The organism is Shewanella sp. FeAMO (assembly GCF_053653955.1).
The window spans coordinates 2,722,274-2,741,449 of record NZ_CM132201.1 but is presented as its reverse complement, the minus strand read 5'-3'; the positions used below and the strand labels follow the sequence as shown (position 1 = coordinate 2,741,449).

General features: G+C 49.8%; 17 protein-coding genes. 8 read left to right on the top strand and 9 right to left on the bottom strand.

Annotation, left to right across the window (positions count from 1 at the left end; translation table 11 throughout):
• Window positions 1–36 precede the first annotated feature (36 nt).
• Window positions 37–1,146, top strand: coding sequence for a ribonuclease D (gene rnd, locus ACWAU4_RS12285; RefSeq protein ID WP_144131233.1), 1,110 nt, complete (start codon window positions 37–39; stop codon window positions 1,144–1,146).
• Window positions 1,147–1,308: 162 nt separating this feature from the next.
• Here the strand turns inward: rnd and minE are convergent, their stop codons facing one another.
• Genes minE through minC form a run of 3 tightly spaced genes read right to left on the bottom strand, consistent with a single transcriptional unit; the run spans window position 1,309 to window position 3,074 of the window.
• A complete protein-coding gene (minE, locus tag ACWAU4_RS12280) occupies window positions 1,309–1,569 on the bottom strand; it encodes a cell division topological specificity factor MinE (protein ID WP_028781478.1) in 261 nt (86 codons plus the stop codon).
• Between the two features lie 3 nt (window positions 1,570–1,572).
• Window positions 1,573–2,382, bottom strand: a complete 810-nt coding sequence (gene minD, locus ACWAU4_RS12275) for a septum site-determining protein MinD (protein ID WP_025011627.1) — start codon at window positions 2,380–2,382, stop codon at window positions 1,573–1,575.
• A 26-nt stretch (window positions 2,383–2,408) separates the two neighbouring features.
• Entirely contained in the window at window positions 2,409–3,074 is a 666-nt protein-coding gene (minC, locus tag ACWAU4_RS12270; protein ID WP_071237446.1) for a septum site-determining protein MinC, read from the bottom strand.
• Between the two features lie 122 nt (window positions 3,075–3,196).
• On the opposite strand from minC, the gene ACWAU4_RS12265 reads away from it, so the two are divergent.
• From ACWAU4_RS12265 to ACWAU4_RS12255, 3 genes are read left to right on the top strand one after another with little or no spacing between them, the layout of a single operon-like run.
• A complete protein-coding gene (locus tag ACWAU4_RS12265) occupies window positions 3,197–3,484 on the top strand; it encodes a YcgL domain-containing protein (RefSeq protein ID WP_054745582.1) in 288 nt (95 codons plus the stop codon).
• Between the two features lie 15 nt (window positions 3,485–3,499).
• Window positions 3,500–4,477, top strand: a complete 978-nt coding sequence (locus tag ACWAU4_RS12260) for a lytic murein transglycosylase (RefSeq protein ID WP_071237445.1) — start codon at window positions 3,500–3,502, stop codon at window positions 4,475–4,477.
• A 47-nt stretch (window positions 4,478–4,524) separates the two neighbouring features.
• Entirely contained in the window at window positions 4,525–4,965 is a 441-nt protein-coding gene (locus ACWAU4_RS12255) for a YcgN family cysteine cluster protein (RefSeq protein WP_025887752.1), read from the top strand.
• Window positions 4,966–5,053: 88 nt separating this feature from the next.
• Here the strand turns inward: ACWAU4_RS12255 and dsbB are convergent, their stop codons facing one another.
• Together dsbB and nhaB are read right to left on the bottom strand one after the other, a co-directional pair.
• A complete protein-coding gene (dsbB, locus tag ACWAU4_RS12250; RefSeq protein ID WP_025887754.1) occupies window positions 5,054–5,566 on the bottom strand; it encodes a disulfide bond formation protein DsbB in 513 nt (170 codons plus the stop codon).
• 138 nt (window positions 5,567–5,704) lie between these two features.
• The gene (gene nhaB, locus ACWAU4_RS12245; RefSeq protein ID WP_025887756.1) at window positions 5,705–7,294 is read right to left on the bottom strand and encodes a sodium/proton antiporter NhaB; all 1,590 of its coding nucleotides are present in this window, start codon (window positions 7,292–7,294) and stop codon (window positions 5,705–5,707) included.
• Between the two features lie 321 nt (window positions 7,295–7,615).
• Here nhaB and fadR point away from each other — a divergent pair, with 321 nt between their 5' ends.
• Window positions 7,616–8,335, top strand: coding sequence for a fatty acid metabolism transcriptional regulator FadR (gene fadR, locus ACWAU4_RS12240; RefSeq protein WP_044735831.1), 720 nt, complete (start codon window positions 7,616–7,618; stop codon window positions 8,333–8,335).
• An 86-nt stretch (window positions 8,336–8,421) separates the two neighbouring features.
• Here the strand turns inward: fadR and ACWAU4_RS12235 are convergent, their stop codons facing one another.
• The 4 genes from ACWAU4_RS12235 to sodB all read right to left on the bottom strand — a co-directional run bounded on the left by ACWAU4_RS12235 (window position 8,422) and on the right by sodB (window position 14,056).
• Complete coding sequence (locus ACWAU4_RS12235; RefSeq protein WP_096141889.1) at window positions 8,422–9,942, bottom strand: SpoVR family protein; 1,521 nt, start codon at window positions 9,940–9,942, stop codon at window positions 8,422–8,424.
• Between the two features lie 12 nt (window positions 9,943–9,954).
• Window positions 9,955–11,220 (bottom strand): YeaH/YhbH family protein, encoded by a 1,266-nt coding sequence (locus ACWAU4_RS12230; RefSeq protein WP_028781485.1) that lies wholly within the window; start codon window positions 11,218–11,220, stop codon window positions 9,955–9,957.
• A gap of 51 nt (window positions 11,221–11,271) precedes the next feature.
• A complete protein-coding gene (locus tag ACWAU4_RS12225) occupies window positions 11,272–13,206 on the bottom strand; it encodes a PrkA family serine protein kinase (protein ID WP_025011620.1) in 1,935 nt (644 codons plus the stop codon).
• 265 nt (window positions 13,207–13,471) lie between these two features.
• Window positions 13,472–14,056 (bottom strand): superoxide dismutase [Fe], encoded by a 585-nt coding sequence (gene sodB, locus ACWAU4_RS12220; protein ID WP_025011619.1) that lies wholly within the window; start codon window positions 14,054–14,056, stop codon window positions 13,472–13,474.
• A gap of 221 nt (window positions 14,057–14,277) precedes the next feature.
• Between sodB and ACWAU4_RS12215 the strand changes: the two genes are divergently transcribed.
• The 3 genes from ACWAU4_RS12215 (at window position 14,278) to ACWAU4_RS12205 (ending at window position 19,143) form a co-directional block, all read left to right on the top strand.
• Complete coding sequence (locus ACWAU4_RS12215; RefSeq protein ID WP_025011618.1) at window positions 14,278–14,613, top strand: Grx4 family monothiol glutaredoxin; 336 nt, start codon at window positions 14,278–14,280, stop codon at window positions 14,611–14,613.
• A gap of 160 nt (window positions 14,614–14,773) precedes the next feature.
• Window positions 14,774–15,967 (top strand): ISL3 family transposase, encoded by a 1,194-nt coding sequence (locus ACWAU4_RS12210; RefSeq protein WP_208125318.1) that lies wholly within the window; start codon window positions 14,774–14,776, stop codon window positions 15,965–15,967.
• 653 nt (window positions 15,968–16,620) lie between these two features.
• Window positions 16,621–19,143 (top strand): TonB-dependent receptor plug domain-containing protein, encoded by a 2,523-nt coding sequence (locus tag ACWAU4_RS12205; RefSeq protein ID WP_096141891.1) that lies wholly within the window; start codon window positions 16,621–16,623, stop codon window positions 19,141–19,143.
• The last annotated feature ends 33 nt before the right edge of the window (window positions 19,144–19,176 follow it).

Sequence of the window (19,176 nt, the reverse complement as noted above, 5' to 3'; positions counted from 1 at the left end):
CGGGACCTGGAAACTCGCGCAGGATGGGAGTTGAATTTGCAAGATTACCTGTATGTAAAAGATGACGCCACTCTGGCGCAGCTGGTGGAGCAGTATCGCGAGGCTAAATTGCTGGTACTGGATACCGAATTTGTACGCACCCGCACTTACTATGCTTGTTTAGGGCTCATTCAGGCCTATGACGGCAAGACCCTGGCTCTGATAGATCCCTTGGCCATCTCGGATCTGTCGGGCTTTTGGGCCTTGCTGACCGATGAGAAGATCACCAAGTTGTTGCATTCCTGCAGTGAAGACTTGGAAGTGTTTGCTCGCCAAGGCCAGTGTCAGCCCAAGCCTTTGTTTGACAGTCAACTGGCGGCAGCCATTGCCGGCATGGGCCATGGCTTGGGTTATGCCAAGCTGGTGCATGAGTGCCTGGGAGTGGAGCTCGACAAGGGCGAGTCCCGCACCGACTGGTTGAAACGACCGTTATCAGAGGCGCAGCTCAGTTATGCCGCCAATGACGTTTACTATTTATACCAACTCTATCCTCAGCTGCAGCAGAAACTGGAGCAGCAGGGCAGGCTCGAGTGGGCATTGGAAGAAAGCCAGCGCATGACAGAAGGGCGTCTGGACGCGCCGGATGAAGACACAGCCTATCTTAGGGTCAAGAACGCCTTTCAGTTGAGTACACCACAATTGGCTGTGCTCAAGGTGCTGGCGGCCTGGCGTTTGCGTAAAGCGTTGGCAAAGGACATGGCGCTGGGTTTTGTCATGAAAGATCATGCCCTTATCGGCTTGGCTAAGCGTCAGCCAAGAGGGATCAATGATGTGCTTTCCATGAAAGAGCTGACGGATCATGAAAAGCGTCTTTACGCCAAAGATGTGCTCAAGGTTATGGCAAAGGCGGATATGAGCAATCTGCCGGAGCCCTTGGATGTGTTGGCTCTCAAGCCGGGATATAAGAGCGCCTTCAAGAGTATTAAGCAGTGCTTGACCGAGATTGCTGAATCCGAAAGTGTGCCTATGGAGTTGCTTGGATCCAAGCGTCATATTCACGAATATCTTGAGTGGGTATGGGACGGCAAACAGGGACCCACGCCCTTGGTGTTGCTGGGCTGGCGTGGCCAACTGGTGGCTGACAAATTGGCCAAGCTGGCACTCTGAACCTGGTTGATAAAAGTAAAAAGGCGCCCAAGGGCGCCTTTTTGTGACTGCAGCAGTACTTTACATAGATGCTTTATTTTACATAGATGCTTTATTCATACTTTGGCTTCAATTCAAATGTATGCTCTTGATACCCTTTGCTTCTTACCGAAAAAGCTTGCCTCAAGGGCGGTCCGGCAGAGTTACATTGAGCTCGAGTACCGACAGGTTGTCATCGTTTTGATCCAGCTGCACAGATACCTGCTCTTCGGAGATGTGCACATACTTGCGGATCACTTCAATTATCTCCTGCTTCATCTGCGGAAAGTAATCCGGTGCCCCGCGCTCGCCGCGTTGATGGGCAACGATGATCTGCAAACGTTCCTTGGCGGTTGCCGCGGTGCTGCTTTTCTTGCTGCTTCTGAAATAATCGAGTAATGACATAATTTAGCTACCAAATATTCGTTTAAGGAATCCCTTCTTCTCTTCCGCGACGAAACGCAACGGAAGCTCTTCACCCAGCAGACGAGCCACAGTGTCCTCGTAGGCCTGTCCGGCATCGCTGTCGTGATCTATGATCACCGGCACCCCTGAGTTGGAAGCCTTGAGCACTGCCTGAGACTCAGGAATAACTCCGAGCAGTTGTATTGCGAGAATTTCCTGCACATCCTCCACACTGAGCATTTCGCCGGTTTTCACTCTGGCAGGCGAGTAGCGAGTCAACAGCAGATATTCCTTGATGGGCTCAAGCCCTTGCTCGGCACGACGGCTACGGCTTTGCAGCATGCCAAGGATCCTGTCTGAGTCTCTGACCGAGCTGACCTCAGGGTTGGTTGTCACTATGGCGATATCGGCAAAATAAAGTGCCATCATGGCGCCGGTTTCAATACCTGCCGGAGAGTCACAGATGATGTAGTCAAAGTCTTTGCTCAAATCATCAAGTACCTTGCCGACACCTTCTTTGGTCAGGGCATCTTTGTCCCTGGTTTGGGAAGCCGGTAAAACGAACAGTTTATCGCAGCGTTTATCTTTGATCAGCGTTTGGTTCAGATTGGACTCGCCGTTGATGACATTGACAAAATCGTAAACAACCCGACGCTCACAGCCCATGACCAAATCCAGATTACGCAGGCCGATATCAAAATCGATAACAACAGTCTTGTGTCCTTTAAGCGCCAAGCCGGTAGCGATAGCCGCGCTCGATGTGGTTTTGCCCACACCGCCTTTACCTGAGGTGACAACAATAATTTGTGCCATGTTCTATTTTATCCTTTCCATCTGCCTTATCCGGGCAGCGATTCAACGATTAATGACTCACCGCTGAGCCTGATACAACCACTCTTGGCGGTACAGTGTTGCTGCAGGTTTTCAGTCAACCAGTACTGTCCCGCAATCGAAACCAGTTCAGCTTCCATGGACTGGGCCAGGATCACGGCATGTTTATCGCCGCTGGCTCCCGCCATTGCCTTACCACGCAGTGCCCCGTATACATGAATGCTACCATCTGCAATGACTTCTGCGCCATTCCCTACTGCACCAAAAACGATTAAATCACCGTCTTTGGCATAGATTTGTTGCCCGGAGCGCACGTTTTGTTTGACTATCTTGGTGACTCTCGGGGGCGGCGGTGGTAATTCCGACTGTTTCCCGGCTTTGATGCTGGCCAATCCCTGCGCCTTGGCGGCTTCATTGAGTGCCTTATCGGCGGCAGTCACACCGACTATCACCAGTTGTCTTTCGGTCAGTCCGTGGCGCAGCCCTTTGAGATCTATGTCTGTGCCGTTGACCTGACTTAAGTTGAGCACCAGTGGAGCATTGAGGAAAAACTGGGGAGCCTGGGCGAGCTTGCCATCGAGCTCTTTGAAAAGGGCGTCCAGATCTGGGGTATTGATATGAAGTACAGAGAGCGTAAAAGAAGAGCCCTTTAGCTCTAGACTAGGTTTTGGCATCCCGGCGTCATTCTCCAGAAAATGAGCAGTCAGATTGCGTGACAGCGTTATATTCCAAGGCGTCCATGTTATAGTGTGCCCCGATGAGTGGCAAGTTTGAACCCATGGAAATTGATACAATTATGATCTGTGCTGTCTATAAGAGCCTGAAAAAAGCCGACACCTATTTATTCGTCAACAAGAAAGGCCAGTTTGATGATGTACCTGCTCCCTTGATGCAGGTATTTGGGCCGCCACAACTGGTAATGCTGTTGCCGCTGCAAAAAAGGCAGCAACTGGGTATCGCCGATATCAACAAGGTCAAAGCAGAACTGGCGGAAAAGGGCTATTATTTGCAATTGCCGCCACCGCAAGTGGATATGCTGAAGGAGCTGAGACGCAGCAAGGGCATGGATGATCATTCTGCTTAAGGAATAACGCGTTTTATGGATAGACTTTCCCTGGTGTTTATTTCGCTGCTGGGCGCGTCGCTGACCAATGTCTGTGCAGCGACCGAAGGCAGTTTTGAGCGGTATCTTGATAAATTAAAACAGGACGCAGCAACGCAAGGGATAGATCAACTCATATTGGATAAGGCCTTCAGCCAGATAAAACTGTTTAAAAAAGCCTCCAATGATGACAAGACAGCCCCCGAACCGCCAAAGGATCTGGAGCACTATATCCCCAAGGCGATCAGTGAGGAGATGGTGGTAAAGGGTCGGGTACTGGCCGAAGAATATCGACCGCTGCTGGTCAAACTTGGTAAACAATATCGGGTGCAGCCCAGGTTTATTCTGGCACTTTGGGGGCTCGAGTCGGATTTTGGCAATCAGCAGGGCGGTTATCCTGTGCTTTCCGTGACGGCGTCACTGGCCTATGAGGGACAAGAGGTTTACCGCGATGAGTTTTTTGCGGCGCTGAAAATTCTCGCGTCACAATCGCTCGACTTTAACGAGCTCAAGGGCTCGAGTACCGGTGCCATGGGGCCTTTAGGATTGATGCCAAGCGCCTATCTGCAATACGGCAGCGACGGCGACGGTGATGGCAAGATCGATATCTGGAACAGCTTTGCCGATGGCTTGGCATCTGTGGCCAACTACCTGCAGCAAACGGGCTGGGATGACACCCAAACCTGGGGACGCCAGGTCAAAGCGCCCGAGTTCATAGAGAACAGCCAACTCGGAGTGGATTATCAGGCGAGTTTCAGCCATTGGCAGCAGTTGGGCGTTCGTCGTTACGATGGCGGCGATCTGCCTGGCCGGACCGATATGCAAGTTTCATTGATCATGCCAGATGGTGTCACCGGAAGGCACTATCTGGTATACCAGAACTACCGCGCCTTGCGAAGCTGGCAAAATTCAGACTATTTCGCTTTGGCGGCGGCTTATCTTTCCGAGCGAATCAAGTATCCACCCCGGAAATAGTGTAAAATAGCCATCACGCAAGCTTTCAAGAACGAACCAACAAATTTATGTCCTTCTGGTTAACCAAGACCCTGGCCGAAATGACTCCGGATGAGTGGGAGTCTCTCTGTGATGGCTGTGGGAAATGCTGTCTCAATAAGCTCATCGATGATGAAACCGATGAGCTTTACTATACCAATGCGGCCTGCAAATTGTTGTCTGATAAAGACTGCAGCTGCATTCACTATGAAAAACGCTTTGAATTTGTGCCTTTGTGCACCGCAGTGACGGCGACGAATATCGGTGAGCTGGACTGGCTTCCGGATAGTTGTGCTTATCGGCGTCTGTATCTGGGGCGGCCATTGCCTTCCTGGCATCCACTTTTGACCGGCTCCAAGGATGCGATGCACGAAGTAGGGATGTCGGTGAAGGGCAAGACGCTTTGCGAGAGTAAAGTGCGCGATCTTGAAGATCATATTGTACTCTGGCCACTGAAGGACTTGGATTGATGTTATCCAGGCATCAAGAGTAAAAAGCCAAACACGATTGTTTGGCTTTTTTATGCTCATAGGAAACCCGCTAGCTTGAATTGAATACCTAGTTACGGCCCTTGCTCAGAATAGGTACAACATAGAGCAGCAGTGCTACCAGATATGTGGCAAAAGCAACAATCATCCACTGCGACATAGTGATGCCGATAAAGCTCCAGGGAATATCGGTGCACATGCCTGTTGGCATAAATATCGAAGGCAGCCATTCATGCAGTGGCATCCAGGAGGGGAAGTCCGGTAGGAATGAACAGGTGGAAAAAGGCGAAGGGTTTTGCTGCATATCGTTGAGTTCAATGGCCAATCTCAGCCCCCAACTGGCGCTTCCCCCCCACAGCAAGGCCGCCACAAGTCGCACTGGACGTACACTCGGCGCAAGAAAGCCTATGATGCCGGCCAGCAGCAATCCCAATACGGCCAAACGCTGGTAGATACACATGACGCAAGGCTCGAGCTGCATCACATGTTGAAAGTACAACGCAGCCAGCTCCAGAGACAGGGCGCTGAGCGCCAGAATTCCCCAGGCCATGCGGGAGTGGGCGAAACGTATCATTGCTGTCAAAACTATTCTCCATTGATTACCCATCAGTCCAAGGCGAGGTGGGGTAACTCCTCAGATGGATATGACACCCATAAAAAACGCCCTAGAGGGGCGTTTTTTGGACTCTACTGAAACCAAAAGGTTCAGTCAATACATAGACTAATGGCCTACGGCCGCACCTTTACCCAGCACTTCCTGGGCACTGTGGTGCAGGATCATGCCTGAGTCGTAGAAGTATTGGGTCATCTGCTCCAGGAAACCTGTCTCAATTGCCAGTACACCAACAATGGACAACACGATAGTGTAAGGCAGTGCCATCCATACCATGCGGCCATAAGAGAGACGAATGAGGGGAGCCAGAGCGGAAGTCAGCAGGAACAGGAAGGCCGCCTGACCGTTAGGGGTAGCCACTGATGGCAGGTTGGTTCCTGTGTTGATGGCAACGGCAAGCAGGTCAAACTGATCGCGGGTGATCTGGCCATCAATCAGCGCGGCTTTCACCTCGTTGATATAAACGGTACCCACAAACACGTTATCACTGACCATGGACAACAAGCCGTTGGCAACATAGAAGATAACCAGCTGCATATTGCCTTCAAAGCCGAGAGCCCATTGAATAACAGGAGCAAACAGGCCTTGGTCAATAATCACACCCACCACGGCGAAGAATACTGCCAGCAGAGCGGTAAAGGGCAGGGCTTCTTCGAAGGCTTTACCCAGAGCGTGCTCATCGGTAATACCGTTGAAGGCTGTGGTCAGGATGATAACTGAAAGACCGATAAGACCAACCGATGCCAGGTGGAAGGCCAGACCGACAATCAGCCATACACCGACCAGAGCCTGGATAACCAGCTTCATCTTATCTTTGCTGGTTCTGTGGGCATCTTCATGGGCGGCAAATTCCACCAGAATTTTGTGTACAGCGTCTGGCAGTTGGGCGCCATAACCACAGATACGGAATTTTTCCACCAAGACACAGGTGAGGATACCGGCAAAGAATACGGGTACAGTCACAGGTGACATCCGCAAGGCGAATTCAGAGAACTGCCAGTTAGCCTGGGCGGCGATGATCAGGTTTTGCGGCTCACCTACCATGGTGCACACACCACCGAGGGCGGTACCGACACCGGCGTGCATCAACAGGTTACGCAGGAAGCCCCGGAAGTCTTCCAACTCTTGGGCGTTAAGCTGGTCATTCCCGTCAGAGGTATGGTCATGATCGGCGCTGAAATCTTTACCGGATGCGACCTTATGATAGATGGAGTAGAAACCGACTGCTACAGCGATGATAACCGCAATAACTGTCAAGGCATCGAGGAACGCAGACAGGAAGGCTGAGGCAACACAGAACATCAGGGATACGACCATTTTGGAACGCACCTTGGTGATCATCTTGGTAAATACATAAAGCAGCAACTGCTTCATAAAGTAGATACCGGCCACCATGAATACCAATAGCAGTAGTACTTCGAGGTTGGCTTCAATCTCGTGCAGTACCTGGCTGGGACTGGTCATACCGATAAACACGGCCTCAATCGCCAATAAACCACCGGGTTGCAGAGGATAGCATTTAAGCGCCATGGCCAGAGTGAAGATAAACTGCACGACCAAAAACCAGCCCGCAACAAAGGGGTTGATACTGAAGAGTATCGGGTTGATGATAAGAAAAATCAGTATCGCAAGCTTGTACCACTTGGGCGAGTTGCCCAAGAAGTTACTCATAAAAGCCTGAATCGGTGTAGCAGGCATGTCTTCCTCTCTAATCTGTTATAAGTGAATCTGTTATTAAGTGTGGTAGTTACGTCTTTGGTTGACGAACGGTAAAATTTGCGTAGTTCAGTCTAGCCTAAAGATAAACTCAATGTAATGATTAGGGTATACAGGGATTTCAAAAAGCGGATCTCTAACGCAAAATTCAGTGACAACTGATTTGAACCTGGTCACTTTTATAGCAGTTATTGAGAGCTTGGCAGGATTGAATTTTTCATCAGTGATCTGGTGGTTTTCATTTTTCGTCGCTCTGGTATGATCTGTGGCCAGAATAATGTTAACAATCGGAAAACCGGGCTGATGATAATCAATGCCAAAGGACCTGCAAGTTTTGCAGAGAAATATATAGTGCGTTCAATCTGGGAAAATAAATTTCCCCCCGGCTCCATACTTCCTGCGGAGCGGGAACTATCAGAGCTGATAGGTGTGACCCGTACAACACTCAGGGAAGTGCTGCAGCGTTTGGCCCGTGACGGTTGGTTGACGATTCAACATGGCAAACCCACCCGGGTGAATAATTTCTGGGAAACCTCTGGCCTGAATATTTTGGAGACCATTGCCGATCTGAATCCCGAAGGTTTCCCGGTATTGGTTGACCAACTGCTGTCGGCCAGAACCAATGTCAGTGCCATCTACTTCCGTGGCGCACTGCGGCATAATCCAGAGACGGCGGTGGAAGTGTTGTCAAAAATTCACGAGCTGGAAGATGATGCCGAGGCCTATGCCGAATTTGATTACCAGTTGCATCACACCTTGGCGTTTTCATCAGGTAACCCGCTGTACGTGCTGATCCTCAATGGTTTCAAGGGACTGTATGCCAGAGTCGGGCGTTACTACTTTAGCAGTCAGGAAGCAAGAGCCTTGGCACTGGCCTTCTATCAAAAGCTTGAAATCCTGGCTAAAGATAAAAACTATACCCAGGTGCCTGCTTTGATGCGCGCTTACGGTATCGACAGTGGCATTATGTGGCAGAAGCTGCGCGATGCCATGCCGCTGGAGATGGCCCAGGACAATCAATAGTTGTCGATGAGCCATTGGCACATAATAAAAAAGACCGCTATTAGCGGTCTTTTTTATTATCCAGGGCTTTCTATGACCAAAGCTGCCTAGATCAATTCGCTTCTGTCCGGGCATGAGGCCAGTACTCTTATCTCGCCATCATCTTCTTTCTGCTCCAGAGTGACATCAAAGCCCCAAAGGCGGTGCAGGTGTTTGAGTACTTCCCGGCAACTGTCTGCCAGAGGGATGCCTTTGCTGGGGATGTACCTCAGTGTCAGCGAGCGATCGCCATTGACCATGACATTATGAACCTGAATATTGGGTTCATTATTGGACAGGTTATATTGTGAAGACAAAATTTGCCTGATCTCCTTGTATCCCTGTTCATCATGAATGGCAGATACCGACAGATAGTTTTTGCTTTCATCATCAAGCACACCAAACAGCTTGAACTTGCGGATGATGGTGGGGGAAAGATACTGGCTGATGAAGCTTTCATCCTTGAAGTTTTCCATGGCGAAATGCAGCGTTTTCAACCAATCGCTGCCGGCTATATCCGGGAACCAATATCTATCCTCCTCTGTTGGCTGTTCGCAGATACGGCGAATGTCGCAGAACATATTGAACCCCAGGGCATAGGGGTTAATGCCGTTGTAATAAGGGCTGTTGTAGGGGGGCTGAGCCACCACATTGGTGTGACTCTGTAAAAACTCCAACATGAATCTGTCGGTAACCAGACCTTCGTCATAGAGGTGGTTGAGCAGGGTATAATGCCAGAAGGTGGCCCAGCCCTCGTTCATCACCTGGGTCTGGCGTTGCGGGTAAAAATACTGCCCCATCTTGCGTACGATACGCACCAACTCCCGTTGCCAGGGCTCCAGCAGCGGAGCGTGCTTCTCGATAAAGTAGAGAATATTTTCCTGTGGCTCTGACGGAAAACGTTTTTGCTGTTTGGCTTCCTCCTTGGTCTGCTGTGAGGGGACGGTGCGCCAGAGATCGTTGACCTGGGTTTGCAGATAGGCTTCGCGCTCTTTCTGGCGTGCCTGCTCTTCACGAAACGAAATTTCTGTTGGGCGCTTGTAGCGGTCGACGCCATAATTCATCAAGGCGTGGCAGGAGTCCAACAGGTTTTCCACCTCATCTATGCCATATTTACGCTCGCATTCACTGATGTATTGCTTGGCAAAGACCAGGTAATCAATGATGGAGCCGGCATCTGTCCAGGTGCGGAACAGGTAGTTGTTTTTGAAGAAACTGTTGTGGCCAAAGCAGGCGTGAGCTATCACCAAGGCTTGCATGGTGAGGGTGTTTTCCTCCATCAGATAGGCGATACAGGGGTTGGAGTTGATGACTATCTCATAGGCCAGCCCCATCTGGCCGCGCTTGTAACCCTGCTCGGTTTCGATAAAACGCTTACCGAAGGACCAGTGAGTATACCCTATGGGCATGCCTATGCTGGCGTAGGCGTCCATCATCTGCTCGGCGGTGATCACCTCTATCTGATTGGGATAGGTCCCCAGACGATAATGCTCCGCGACCCGGGCGATTTCCTTTTCATAGGTTTCCAGCAGCTCAAAAGTCCATTCAGGCCCGTCACTCAATGGCTGGCGTGTTTTCTTTTTGCTCATAATTGCATCCCCCTAAACCGCCTGCTTCTTGAACAACTCTCTGAATACGGGATAGATATCCTCTGCCTGACGAATATGTTGTACCGCCATATTGTCGAATTGTTTTTGCAGGGTTTCATATTCACGCCAGAGCGTCTGATGCGCCCTGTTGGTGATTTCTATGTAGCTGAAATAGCGCACTACGGGCAGCAGTTGTGTTTCGAGGATCTGATAACAGGTGGGCGAATCATCGGCCCAGTTGTCACCATCGGATGCCTGGGCGGCATAGATATTCCATTCATTGGCCGGATAACGCTCCTGTTGAATTTCGTGCATCAGTTTCAGTGCACTGGAGACTATGGTGCCGCCCGTTTCCTGGGAGTAGAAGAACTCGTGTTCATCCACTTCTTTTGCCTGGGTATGATGACGGATATAAACGACCTCAAGATTCTTGTAAGTGCGGGTCAGAAACAGGTACAGCAATATATAAAAGCGTTTGGCCATATCCTTGGTGGCCTGATCCATGGAGCCGGAGACATCCATAAGACAGAACATCACCGCCTGACTGGTGGGCACTTCCCGCTTGGCAAAGTTGTTGTAGCGCAGATCGAAAGTGTCGATAAAGGGCACCTTGGCGATGCGCTGTTTAAGCTCTTCAATCTCCTCTTTGAGCTGCAATATCCGCTCGGCACTGGCACCCGGAGTGTTTTCCAACTCTGCCAGTTCGTTTTCCAGTTCATGCAGTCGCCGTTTCTTGTCTGCGGACATGGCGGTGCGCCGCGCCAGAGAGGATCTCAAAGAGCGGACGATATTGATATTTGAGGGCACACCATCATTGGTATAACCGGCTCGGTAAGTTTGATATTCCACCAGTTTGTTCAGGCGGTTTTTCTGCAGGTTGGGCAACTCAAGATCTTCAAACAAGAGCTCGAGGTACTCATCTTTGGAGATTTGAAATACAAAGTCATCCTGACCCTCGCCTGAGTCCGAGGCATCGCCCTTGCCGCTGCCACCACCACCGCCCTGAGGCCTGTCTATCTTGTCGCCGCGGGTAAACTGGTCGTTGCCCGGATGCACTCGCTCACGCACGCCGCCGCGACCTTGATGGAATACGGGTTCGCTGATGTCCTTGGTGGGGATACTGATTTTTTCTCCCTTGTCGACATCTGTGACGCTACGGTGAGTGACGGCATCACTGACCGCTTTTTTAATTTGTTGTTTATAGCGGTTAATAAACCGCTGACGGTTAACCGTGCTCTTTCCTTTGGCATTCAACCGCCTGTCGATAAAGTTCGCCATACGCACCTCCCAAAGCAAATACCGGGGCCCGAAAGCCCCGAAAGGGCACAGCTAAGAGGACTTACGTACCCGTAAGTACCACTCGGACAACAGGCGCACCTGTTTCTTGGTGTAGCCTTTCTCCATCATACGATTGACAAAATCATCATGTTTGCGCTGATCGTCTGTGGAGGTCTTGGCGTTGAAAGAAATGACCGGCAGGAGATCTTCCGTATTTGAGAACATCTTCTTCTCTATCACGGTTCTGAGTTTCTCATAGCTGGTCCATTGCGGGTTGTTGCCATCATTATTGGCCCTGGCCCTGAGCACAAAGTTGACTATCTCATTGCGGAAGTCTTTGGGATTACTTATCCCGGCCGGCTTTTCAATTTTCTCCAATTCGGCGTTGAGTGCGGCCCGGTCAAACAGTTGGCCGGTTTCCGGGTCTCTGTATTCCTGATCCTGGATCCAGAAGTCGGCATAGGTGACATAGCGGTCGAAGATGTTCTGACCATATTCCGAATAAGATTCCAGGTAAGCGGTCTGGATCTCCTTACCGATAAACTCAACATATTTAGGGATCAGATAGCCCTTCAAAAACTCCATATATCTTTCTGCGGTATCGGAAGGGAACTGCTCTTGCTCTATCTGCCGCTCCAGTACATAGAAGAGGTGCACGGGGTTGGCGGCAATTTCAGAGTGGTCGAAGTTAAAGACCTTGGAGAGGATTTTGAACGCGAAGCGGGTCGACAGTCCGTGCATCCCCTCATCGACCCCGGCATAGTCTCGATATTCCTGGTAAGACTTGGCCTTGGGATCGGTATCCTTGAGGCTTTCACCGTCATAGACCCGCATCTTGGAGTAGACAGAGGAGTTCTCCGGGGTTTTGATCCTTGAGAGCACGCTGAATTGAGCCAAGGTCTCCAGTGTGCCTGGGGCACAGGGCGCCTTGGTCAGCTCTGAATTGGCGATAAGCTTGCGGTAAATCTGGATCTCTTCCGACACGCGCAGGCAGTAGGGCACCTTAACGATATAAACACGGTCGAGGAAGGCTTCATTGTTTTTATTATTTTTAAAGCTGCTCCATTCAGACTCGTTGGAGTGAGCCAGAATAATGCCGTTAAAGGGCAGGGCCGATAAGCCTTCGGTACCGTTGTAGTTACCTTCCTGAGTGGCGGTCAGCAGTGGGTGCAGCACCTTGATCGGCGCCTTGAACATCTCCACAAACTCCATCAAGCCTTGGTTGGCACGGCACAGTGCTCCTGAATAGGAGTAGGCATCGGCATCATTCTGGGCAAAGTGCTCCAGTTGGCGAATGTCGACTTTGCCCACAAGAGAAGAGATATCCTGGTTGTTGTCATCACCGGGTTCAGTCTTGGCGATGGCAATTTGATCCAGCACCGAAGGGAATACCTTAACGACCCGGAAGCGGGAGATATCGCCGCCAAAGTCATGCAAGCGCTTGACCGCCCAGGGCGACATTATGCTGCGCAGGTAACGGGTCGGGATCTGGTATTCTTCCTGCAGCAACTTGCCATCTTCCTCGGCATCAAACAGGCAGAAAGGGTGGTCGTTGACCGGACTTCTGACTCCATCGGCGCTAAGAATATAGATGGGGACTTGCTGCATCAAAGCCTTGAGCTTCTCTGCCAGCGAAGATTTACCGCCACCGACAGGTCCCAACAGATAGAGGATCTGCTTGGATTCTTCCAGCCCTTGGGCCGAGTGTTTAAGGTAGGAGACTATCTGCTCTATGGCATCTTCCATGCCGTAGAAGTCTTTAAACGCGGGATAGCGAGAGATTAAGCGGTTGGAAAATATCCGGCTCAGAACCTGATTCTTGGAAGTGTCGACCACTTCCGGCTCGCCGATGGCGATAAGCAGTCTTTCTGCAGCCGAAGCGTAGGCGCTGCGATCTTGCTTACAGATATCAAGAAACTCCTGTAATGTGTATTCTTCATCGAGTTTCTTCTCATAGCGCTGTTGGTAGTGCTCAAATATGCCCATTTTAAACCCCCTGAAACGCCAAATATGTCTGGGAAGGGAACTGTCTTTAGCAGTTGCCTACCATTAATCTTAGACACTAATTCATGCTTCATGTCAAAAAACATAAATAAAAACAAAGGCAAATAGTTGCAAAAGCAATAGTTGCACTTGTGAATTGCTGCCGGAGGGTGAGCTTGTTGATGTGCGGTCGGCTTGCGGGAGAGTGCTTATGGGCAATAAAAAAGGAGCCATAAGGCTCCTTTTCAGGCACTCAGTTTGAGTATTATTAACCGGCGAAGTTTTGGTTAACAAAGTCCCAGTTCAGCAACTGCCAGAAGTGCGCCATGTAGTCAGGGCGAACGTTACGGTAGTCGATGTAGTAAGCGTGCTCCCAAACGTCAACGGTCAGCAGTGGGGTCACTGAAGCATCAGTCAGCGGAGTGGCCGCGTTGCTGGTGTTAACGATAGCGACAGTGCCATCAGCCTTTTTAACCAGCCAGGTCCAGCCGCTACCAAAGTTGTTGACAGCAGACTCAGTGAACTGAGTCTTGAAGGCTTCAAAAGAACCAAAAGCAGCATTGATAGCTTCGGCTACAGCACCGGTGGCTTCGCCGCCGCCGTTAGGCGCCAGACAATTCCAGTAAAAAGTGTGGTTCCAAACCTGAGCGGCGTTGTTGAAAATACCGCCGCTGGAGGTTTTTACGATCTCTTCCAGGGTCTTGCCGGCAAATTCAGTGCCTTCGATCAGACCGTTCAGCTTAACCACGTAAGTGTTGTGGTGCTTACCGTAGTGGTATTCGATGGTTTCCTGAGAAATGTGGGGTTCCAGTGCGTTCTTGGCATATGGTAATGCAGGTAATTCGAAAGCCATTAGTATCTCTCCATGGACTTGGTTTATCATTTTCAGACTTGCTCACTGCCACCTATTGTACCGATAAAATTTGTGAAGTGAATCATTGTTTGAGTGATTGAGCAGATTGACATCATTGAAAAATCAAATGACTAAATAACCTTACAAATAGTGTGATTTTGTTCTGCGTTTCTCTCGCGTACAATAGTGAATCAAATATAGTGTCGTACTCAGGAACGTAAATGGAAACTGTTGAAAAAATTAAGCAGCAAATCGCTGAAAACCCCATCATCCTTTACATGAAAGGTTCGCCCAAATTACCCAGCTGTGGTTTTTCCTCTCAGGTGGCTCAAATCATGATCAATATCGGCGAGCAGTTCGCGTTTGTTGATATTTTGCAGCATCCTGATATCCGTGCTGAACTGCCCAAGTATGCCAATTGGCCAACTTTTCCTCAGTTGTGGGTTGAAGGTGAGCTGGTCGGTGGTTGCGATATCCTGACCGAGATGTACCAAAAAGGTGAGTTACAGACCTTGATCAAGGACACTGCTGCCAAGTACAAGCAGGATGAAGCCTAAGGTCAATTTCAGTACCTTTAAGCATTTAAAAGATGAGGCCGGATATATTCCGGCCTTTTTTTCGGTTCATCGCAGATTAGCGTGGACTGGAAATGAAAACGGTTGGAGAGTTATTGTTTAGTCGCCAAACAAAAACAATGACCAACCCCAACCGTTCTCAATGTCGAATATTACCTTCCCCATTGCGCTCTGGGAAGGCTTTGAAGCCGTCCATACCGAGCAAAATCAACAAACCCTCATCATCCACCTAAAGCCGATTGATAACGGCCACTGTGCTTGCGGCAAACCGGCTAAGGCTGTTCACGACGCTTCACTTCGCAGCGTATCGGAACGGACTATACTGGCGTTTCAGGTTCAGTTACGGCTACCCGTCCGCCGTATTCTTTGCCCTGATTGCGGTATCGTTCGGGAGCATATCAGCTGGTTAAAGCCCTATGCTCGCCAGACCACACTGCTCATTGAGCATGTCGAGGCGCTACTCAAGCTCTTGCCGATTAAACATATTTCGCAACTCCTTGGCCTGCACTGGCATACCATCAAGACTATCGACAAACGTCGGCTGGCAAGAGAGGTCACAGAGCCTGATTGGAGTCGTGTCAAACGCCTGGTCATGGACGAGTTTGCCCTGTTCAAAGGCCATCGTTACGCCACCGTGGTGGCCGATGCGGATACCCATCAAGTCCTTTGGATAGGTGAAGGCCGCAGTAGAGAAGCTATCCGGCCGTTTTTCGTTAAGTTGGGTCAGTACTGCCAACAGATTGAAGCCGTTGCTATGGATATGAATACTGCCTTTGACCTGGAGGTACAGATGCACTGTCCCCAAGCCAAAGTGGTCTACGACTTGTTTCATGTTGTTGCCAAGTATGGCCGTGAAGTCATCGACCGAGTCAGGGTTGACCAGGCTAATCAACTCAAGCATGACAAACCGGCCCGCAAACGGGTGAAACGGGGGCGTTGGGTCTTACTCAAAAACAGAGATAATTTGACAGACAAACAGGCGGGGTATCTCAACGAGCTGTTGGAGTCGAACAAAAGCTTAATGACGGTTTACCTGCTCAGGGAGCAACTCAAGGAGATGTGGTACTGCACAGATGAAGCCGAAGCCACGGCTCAATGGAACCTCTGGTGGCAACAAGTCAGAGAGAGCGGTATCAGGCCACTACTCCAATTTGGCCAGCGTCTTAAAAACTATCTTCATGGCATAGTTGCTTCAGCGGTTCATCCGTTGCACACCTGCCGACTGGAAGGGATGAACAACAAAATCAAACTGCTGAAGCGAATGGGCTATGGCTACCGGGATACCGAATACTTCTTTCTGAAAGTCAGAGAGGCATTCCCCGGAGATCCGCGATGAACCTTTTTTTCTGCCCGTTTTTGCGCGCCTATCTTCGATAGGTGTCATCATCTTAAATTACATTTCATTTTAACAATCTACTCTGATTTTTGTTTTATTGACCACTTATCTTCCGATTGAATCCTGTTGTTTGCAGCATAAAAGACTACCAAAGCAGTTTGGGGTAACCTCAAAATAAAACAATGTTGCAACAAATGTATTATCTGTATCGTTTTATTACTTACCAAATGTGACTGGTCAGGCTTGCTGCATATGCAATTAAGGCGTTTACGATGATTCAAGGCAGGGAATTGTATTGAGAAAAATTTCGACTTTTTACTGTGATGTATCAGTGTGGAAACAATTAAAGGTGTGATGGATGTCACACTTTTTGAGATGGGCAATGTTAATTAATATGTTGAGAATTAACAAAAAATCAAAGTTTATTTTTTAACAACTCCCGGTAATTGGCTGCATATCTATTCGCTATAGGATAGGCGGGTTCTATTTGTCATTAAATAAAACAAAAAACAAACATAAATTAAACATTAACGGATTTGTCAGATTAAAATCCTGTTATTGACGATGTTGAAACGAGGCGACAGTATCTTGGCAACGCCGTGTTAATAAGCGCGGTGAAAATAAAAACAAACCAGGAAGTAAGGGAGTTTAAAATGACAAGAACCAATAAGCTGACTGGCGCAGTCAGACTGGCTCTGTTTGCTGCGGTTTCAACGGGAGCTGCATCTGTGTCTCAGGTGGCTTACGCCGCAGAAGACGGTGCCAAGGTAGAACGTATCGAAGTAACAGGTTCACGTATCCAGCGTCAGGATATGGAAACCGCTTCTCCAGTGACAGTGATCAGTGCCGATGCCATTCGTGCAGAAGGCTTCACTTCTGTTGACCAACTGCTGCAGGCTCAGACCTCTATGGCCGGTGCGGCTGTAGGTTCAACCACCAACAATGGTGCCGATGGCGTGGCTCAGGTCGATCTGCGCGGTATGGGTGCCGAACGTACTCTGGTACTGCTCAATGGCCGCCGTATGGTGAACTCAGGCTCAGGCGCAGATAGTGCAGTGGACTTGAACTCAATCCCAGTGGCGATGATTGCCCGGGTAGAGATTCTTAAGGATGGTGCCTCGGCGGTATACGGCTCAGATGCTATTGCCGGTGTGGTCAACATCATCACCAAGAAAGATTTTGAAGGCTTCCAGCTGGATTTCAACGGCAGCGGAACCGATAAGGGCGACGGTGAAAACGGCGAACTGAGCCTGCTGTACGGTTTCAACACAGACAACGGCGGTAACTACACCTTTGGTGCGGCTTACTCTGACCGTCGCGGTGTTATTCAGGGCGACCGTGACTGGACCGAACCAGGTGCCAGTTCCTTCATTCCAACCGGCTCTCTGGAAGGTATGGTCAAAGATGCCAACGGCAACTGGGTTGAGCGCAGCACAGGTTACGACTACACCCAAGACAGCTGGTTCCAGACGCCTAGCAAACGCTATAGTCTGTTTGCCAACATGATCCAGGAGCTGGGCAATGAATTGGTACTGACAGGTGATATCCTGTACACCAAACGTAAGTCAGATCAGCAAATGGCCGCTCAGCCAGCTGATATTATGCTGGGTGTTTGTGGCCAAACAGGGATAGATCCTACCCGTTGTATCACCCTGGATCAGTCCATGCTGGACGCCGGCATTAAGCCCGATGACACCGGCCGTGTTAACTATCGTCGCCGTACCAATGATGTGGGCGCTCGTATCTACAACCAGGACGTCGATACTCTGCGCGCCTCGATTGGTCTACAGGGCACACTCGATGTCAACACGGGTATGACTTGGGATCTTTCATACACTTATGGCAAAAACAAGGCCGATACCTGGGTTGAGAACTCCATCAATGCCGTCAAGATGGAAAACTCTGTCTACAACAATCTGGATGCTTGGCTCAGTGGTGCCCCGCTGACTCAAGAGATCATCAATGACATCGGCTTCACCGAGCGCAATGATGGTGGTAACGAGCAACACGTGGTTGCCGGCGTATTGAGTGGTGAGCTGTTTGATCTGAGTGCCGGCCCAGTCAGCTTCGCTATCGGTGCCGAATACCGTTACGACAGCGGTTATTACAACCCTGATCCTGTGATTGTTGCCGGTGAAGGTACTGCCGCCCAGCAAGACCCAACTGACGGTAATTACGACGTTATCTCTATCTATCAGGAAGTCAGTGTACCTTTCACTGAAAAGCTGACCGGTGAATTTGCCCTGCGTTTCGACGATTACTCAACTTTTGGTAAAGCATCTACCTGGAAGATAGGTCTGACCTATGAAGCCACAGATGATCTGATGCTGCGCGCCGTTGCGGCTACCGGTTTCCGGGCGCCAAACGTCAGCGAGCTCTACGGTGGTAACACAGGGTCTTATGACTACCTGGATGATCCATGGGGTAATGAACAAGATCCACAGATCCTGGTTAACTACACCTCAGATCCGGATCTGAAACCGGAAGAGTCTGAGTCTTACACTGCCGGTCTGGTATATTCGCCACGCTTTATCGATGGCATGTCTCTGACACTGGACTACTGGCGCTTCCGGGTGACCAATGCCATTACCCGTCTGGATGCCCAGAAAGGTCTGAATGACTGTCACGCCGGTAACCAGGTTGCCTGTGATACCTTCAAGATCACTATGAATGGCGATCTGTCCGACTTCACCAACCCTCTGACCAACGTGGGTAGCCAGAATACCAGTGGTATCGATTTCAACCTGGCTTACAGCTTCGAAGGTCTGGGGCTGGATTGGAAAATCAACAACGACCTGACCTATCTGCTGGAGTTTGAGCAGGATGGTGTTTCCTATGAAGGCACCAGTGATGGTAACTTCGGTGGTTATGCCAAGATACGTAACAACTTCAGTATCCAAGCCGGTCAAGGCGATTGGAGCCTGATGTACTACAACCGCTTTATTGGTGAAACCGATTGGTTGAACGACGCCAGCGTTGAAGTTGATTCGGTGATGTACCACAACATTGTGGGCAGCTATTTTGTCAATGATGCACTGACAGTGTCTTTGGGTGTGAAAAACTTCACCGACGAAGAGCCATCATACGTACCAAACGGCAGCGATGCCGGTACTATTCCGCAAGTGTTTGACACAGTTGGTCGTCAAATCTACGGTGGTGTGACTTACAAGTTCTAAGCCATATCATGGAATGAAAAAAAGCGCCTTCGG

What these genes read in the sequence shown, in the direction of transcription:
- ACWAU4_RS12210 (WP_208125318.1), top strand. Translation starts at nt 14,774, where the DNA reads ATGTCGAATATTACCTTCCCCATTGCGCTCTGGGAAGGCTTTGAAGCC.
- ACWAU4_RS12215 (WP_025011618.1), top strand. Translation starts at nt 14,278, where the DNA reads ATGGAAACTGTTGAAAAAATTAAGCAGCAAATCGCTGAAAACCCCATC.
- minE (WP_028781478.1), bottom strand. Translation starts at nt 1,569, where the DNA reads ATGTCATTACTCGATTATTTCAGAAGCAGCAAGAAAAGCAGCACCGCG.
- minD (WP_025011627.1), bottom strand. Translation starts at nt 2,382, where the DNA reads ATGGCACAAATTATTGTTGTCACCTCAGGTAAAGGCGGTGTGGGCAAA.
- ACWAU4_RS12205 (WP_096141891.1), top strand. Translation starts at nt 16,621, where the DNA reads ATGACAAGAACCAATAAGCTGACTGGCGCAGTCAGACTGGCTCTGTTT.
- ACWAU4_RS12260 (WP_071237445.1), top strand. Translation starts at nt 3,500, where the DNA reads ATGGATAGACTTTCCCTGGTGTTTATTTCGCTGCTGGGCGCGTCGCTG.
- sodB (WP_025011619.1), bottom strand. Translation starts at nt 14,056, where the DNA reads ATGGCTTTCGAATTACCTGCATTACCATATGCCAAGAACGCACTGGAA.
- minC (WP_071237446.1), bottom strand. Translation starts at nt 3,074, where the DNA reads ATGCCAAAACCTAGTCTAGAGCTAAAGGGCTCTTCTTTTACGCTCTCT.
- ACWAU4_RS12235 (WP_096141889.1), bottom strand. Translation starts at nt 9,942, where the DNA reads ATGAGCAAAAAGAAAACACGCCAGCCATTGAGTGACGGGCCTGAATGG.
- ACWAU4_RS12265 (WP_054745582.1), top strand. Translation starts at nt 3,197, where the DNA reads ATGATCTGTGCTGTCTATAAGAGCCTGAAAAAAGCCGACACCTATTTA.
- ACWAU4_RS12255 (WP_025887752.1), top strand. Translation starts at nt 4,525, where the DNA reads ATGTCCTTCTGGTTAACCAAGACCCTGGCCGAAATGACTCCGGATGAG.
- ACWAU4_RS12230 (WP_028781485.1), bottom strand. Translation starts at nt 11,220, where the DNA reads ATGGCGAACTTTATCGACAGGCGGTTGAATGCCAAAGGAAAGAGCACG.
- fadR (WP_044735831.1), top strand. Translation starts at nt 7,616, where the DNA reads ATGATAATCAATGCCAAAGGACCTGCAAGTTTTGCAGAGAAATATATA.
- nhaB (WP_025887756.1), bottom strand. Translation starts at nt 7,294, where the DNA reads ATGCCTGCTACACCGATTCAGGCTTTTATGAGTAACTTCTTGGGCAAC.
- ACWAU4_RS12225 (WP_025011620.1), bottom strand. Translation starts at nt 13,206, where the DNA reads ATGGGCATATTTGAGCACTACCAACAGCGCTATGAGAAGAAACTCGAT.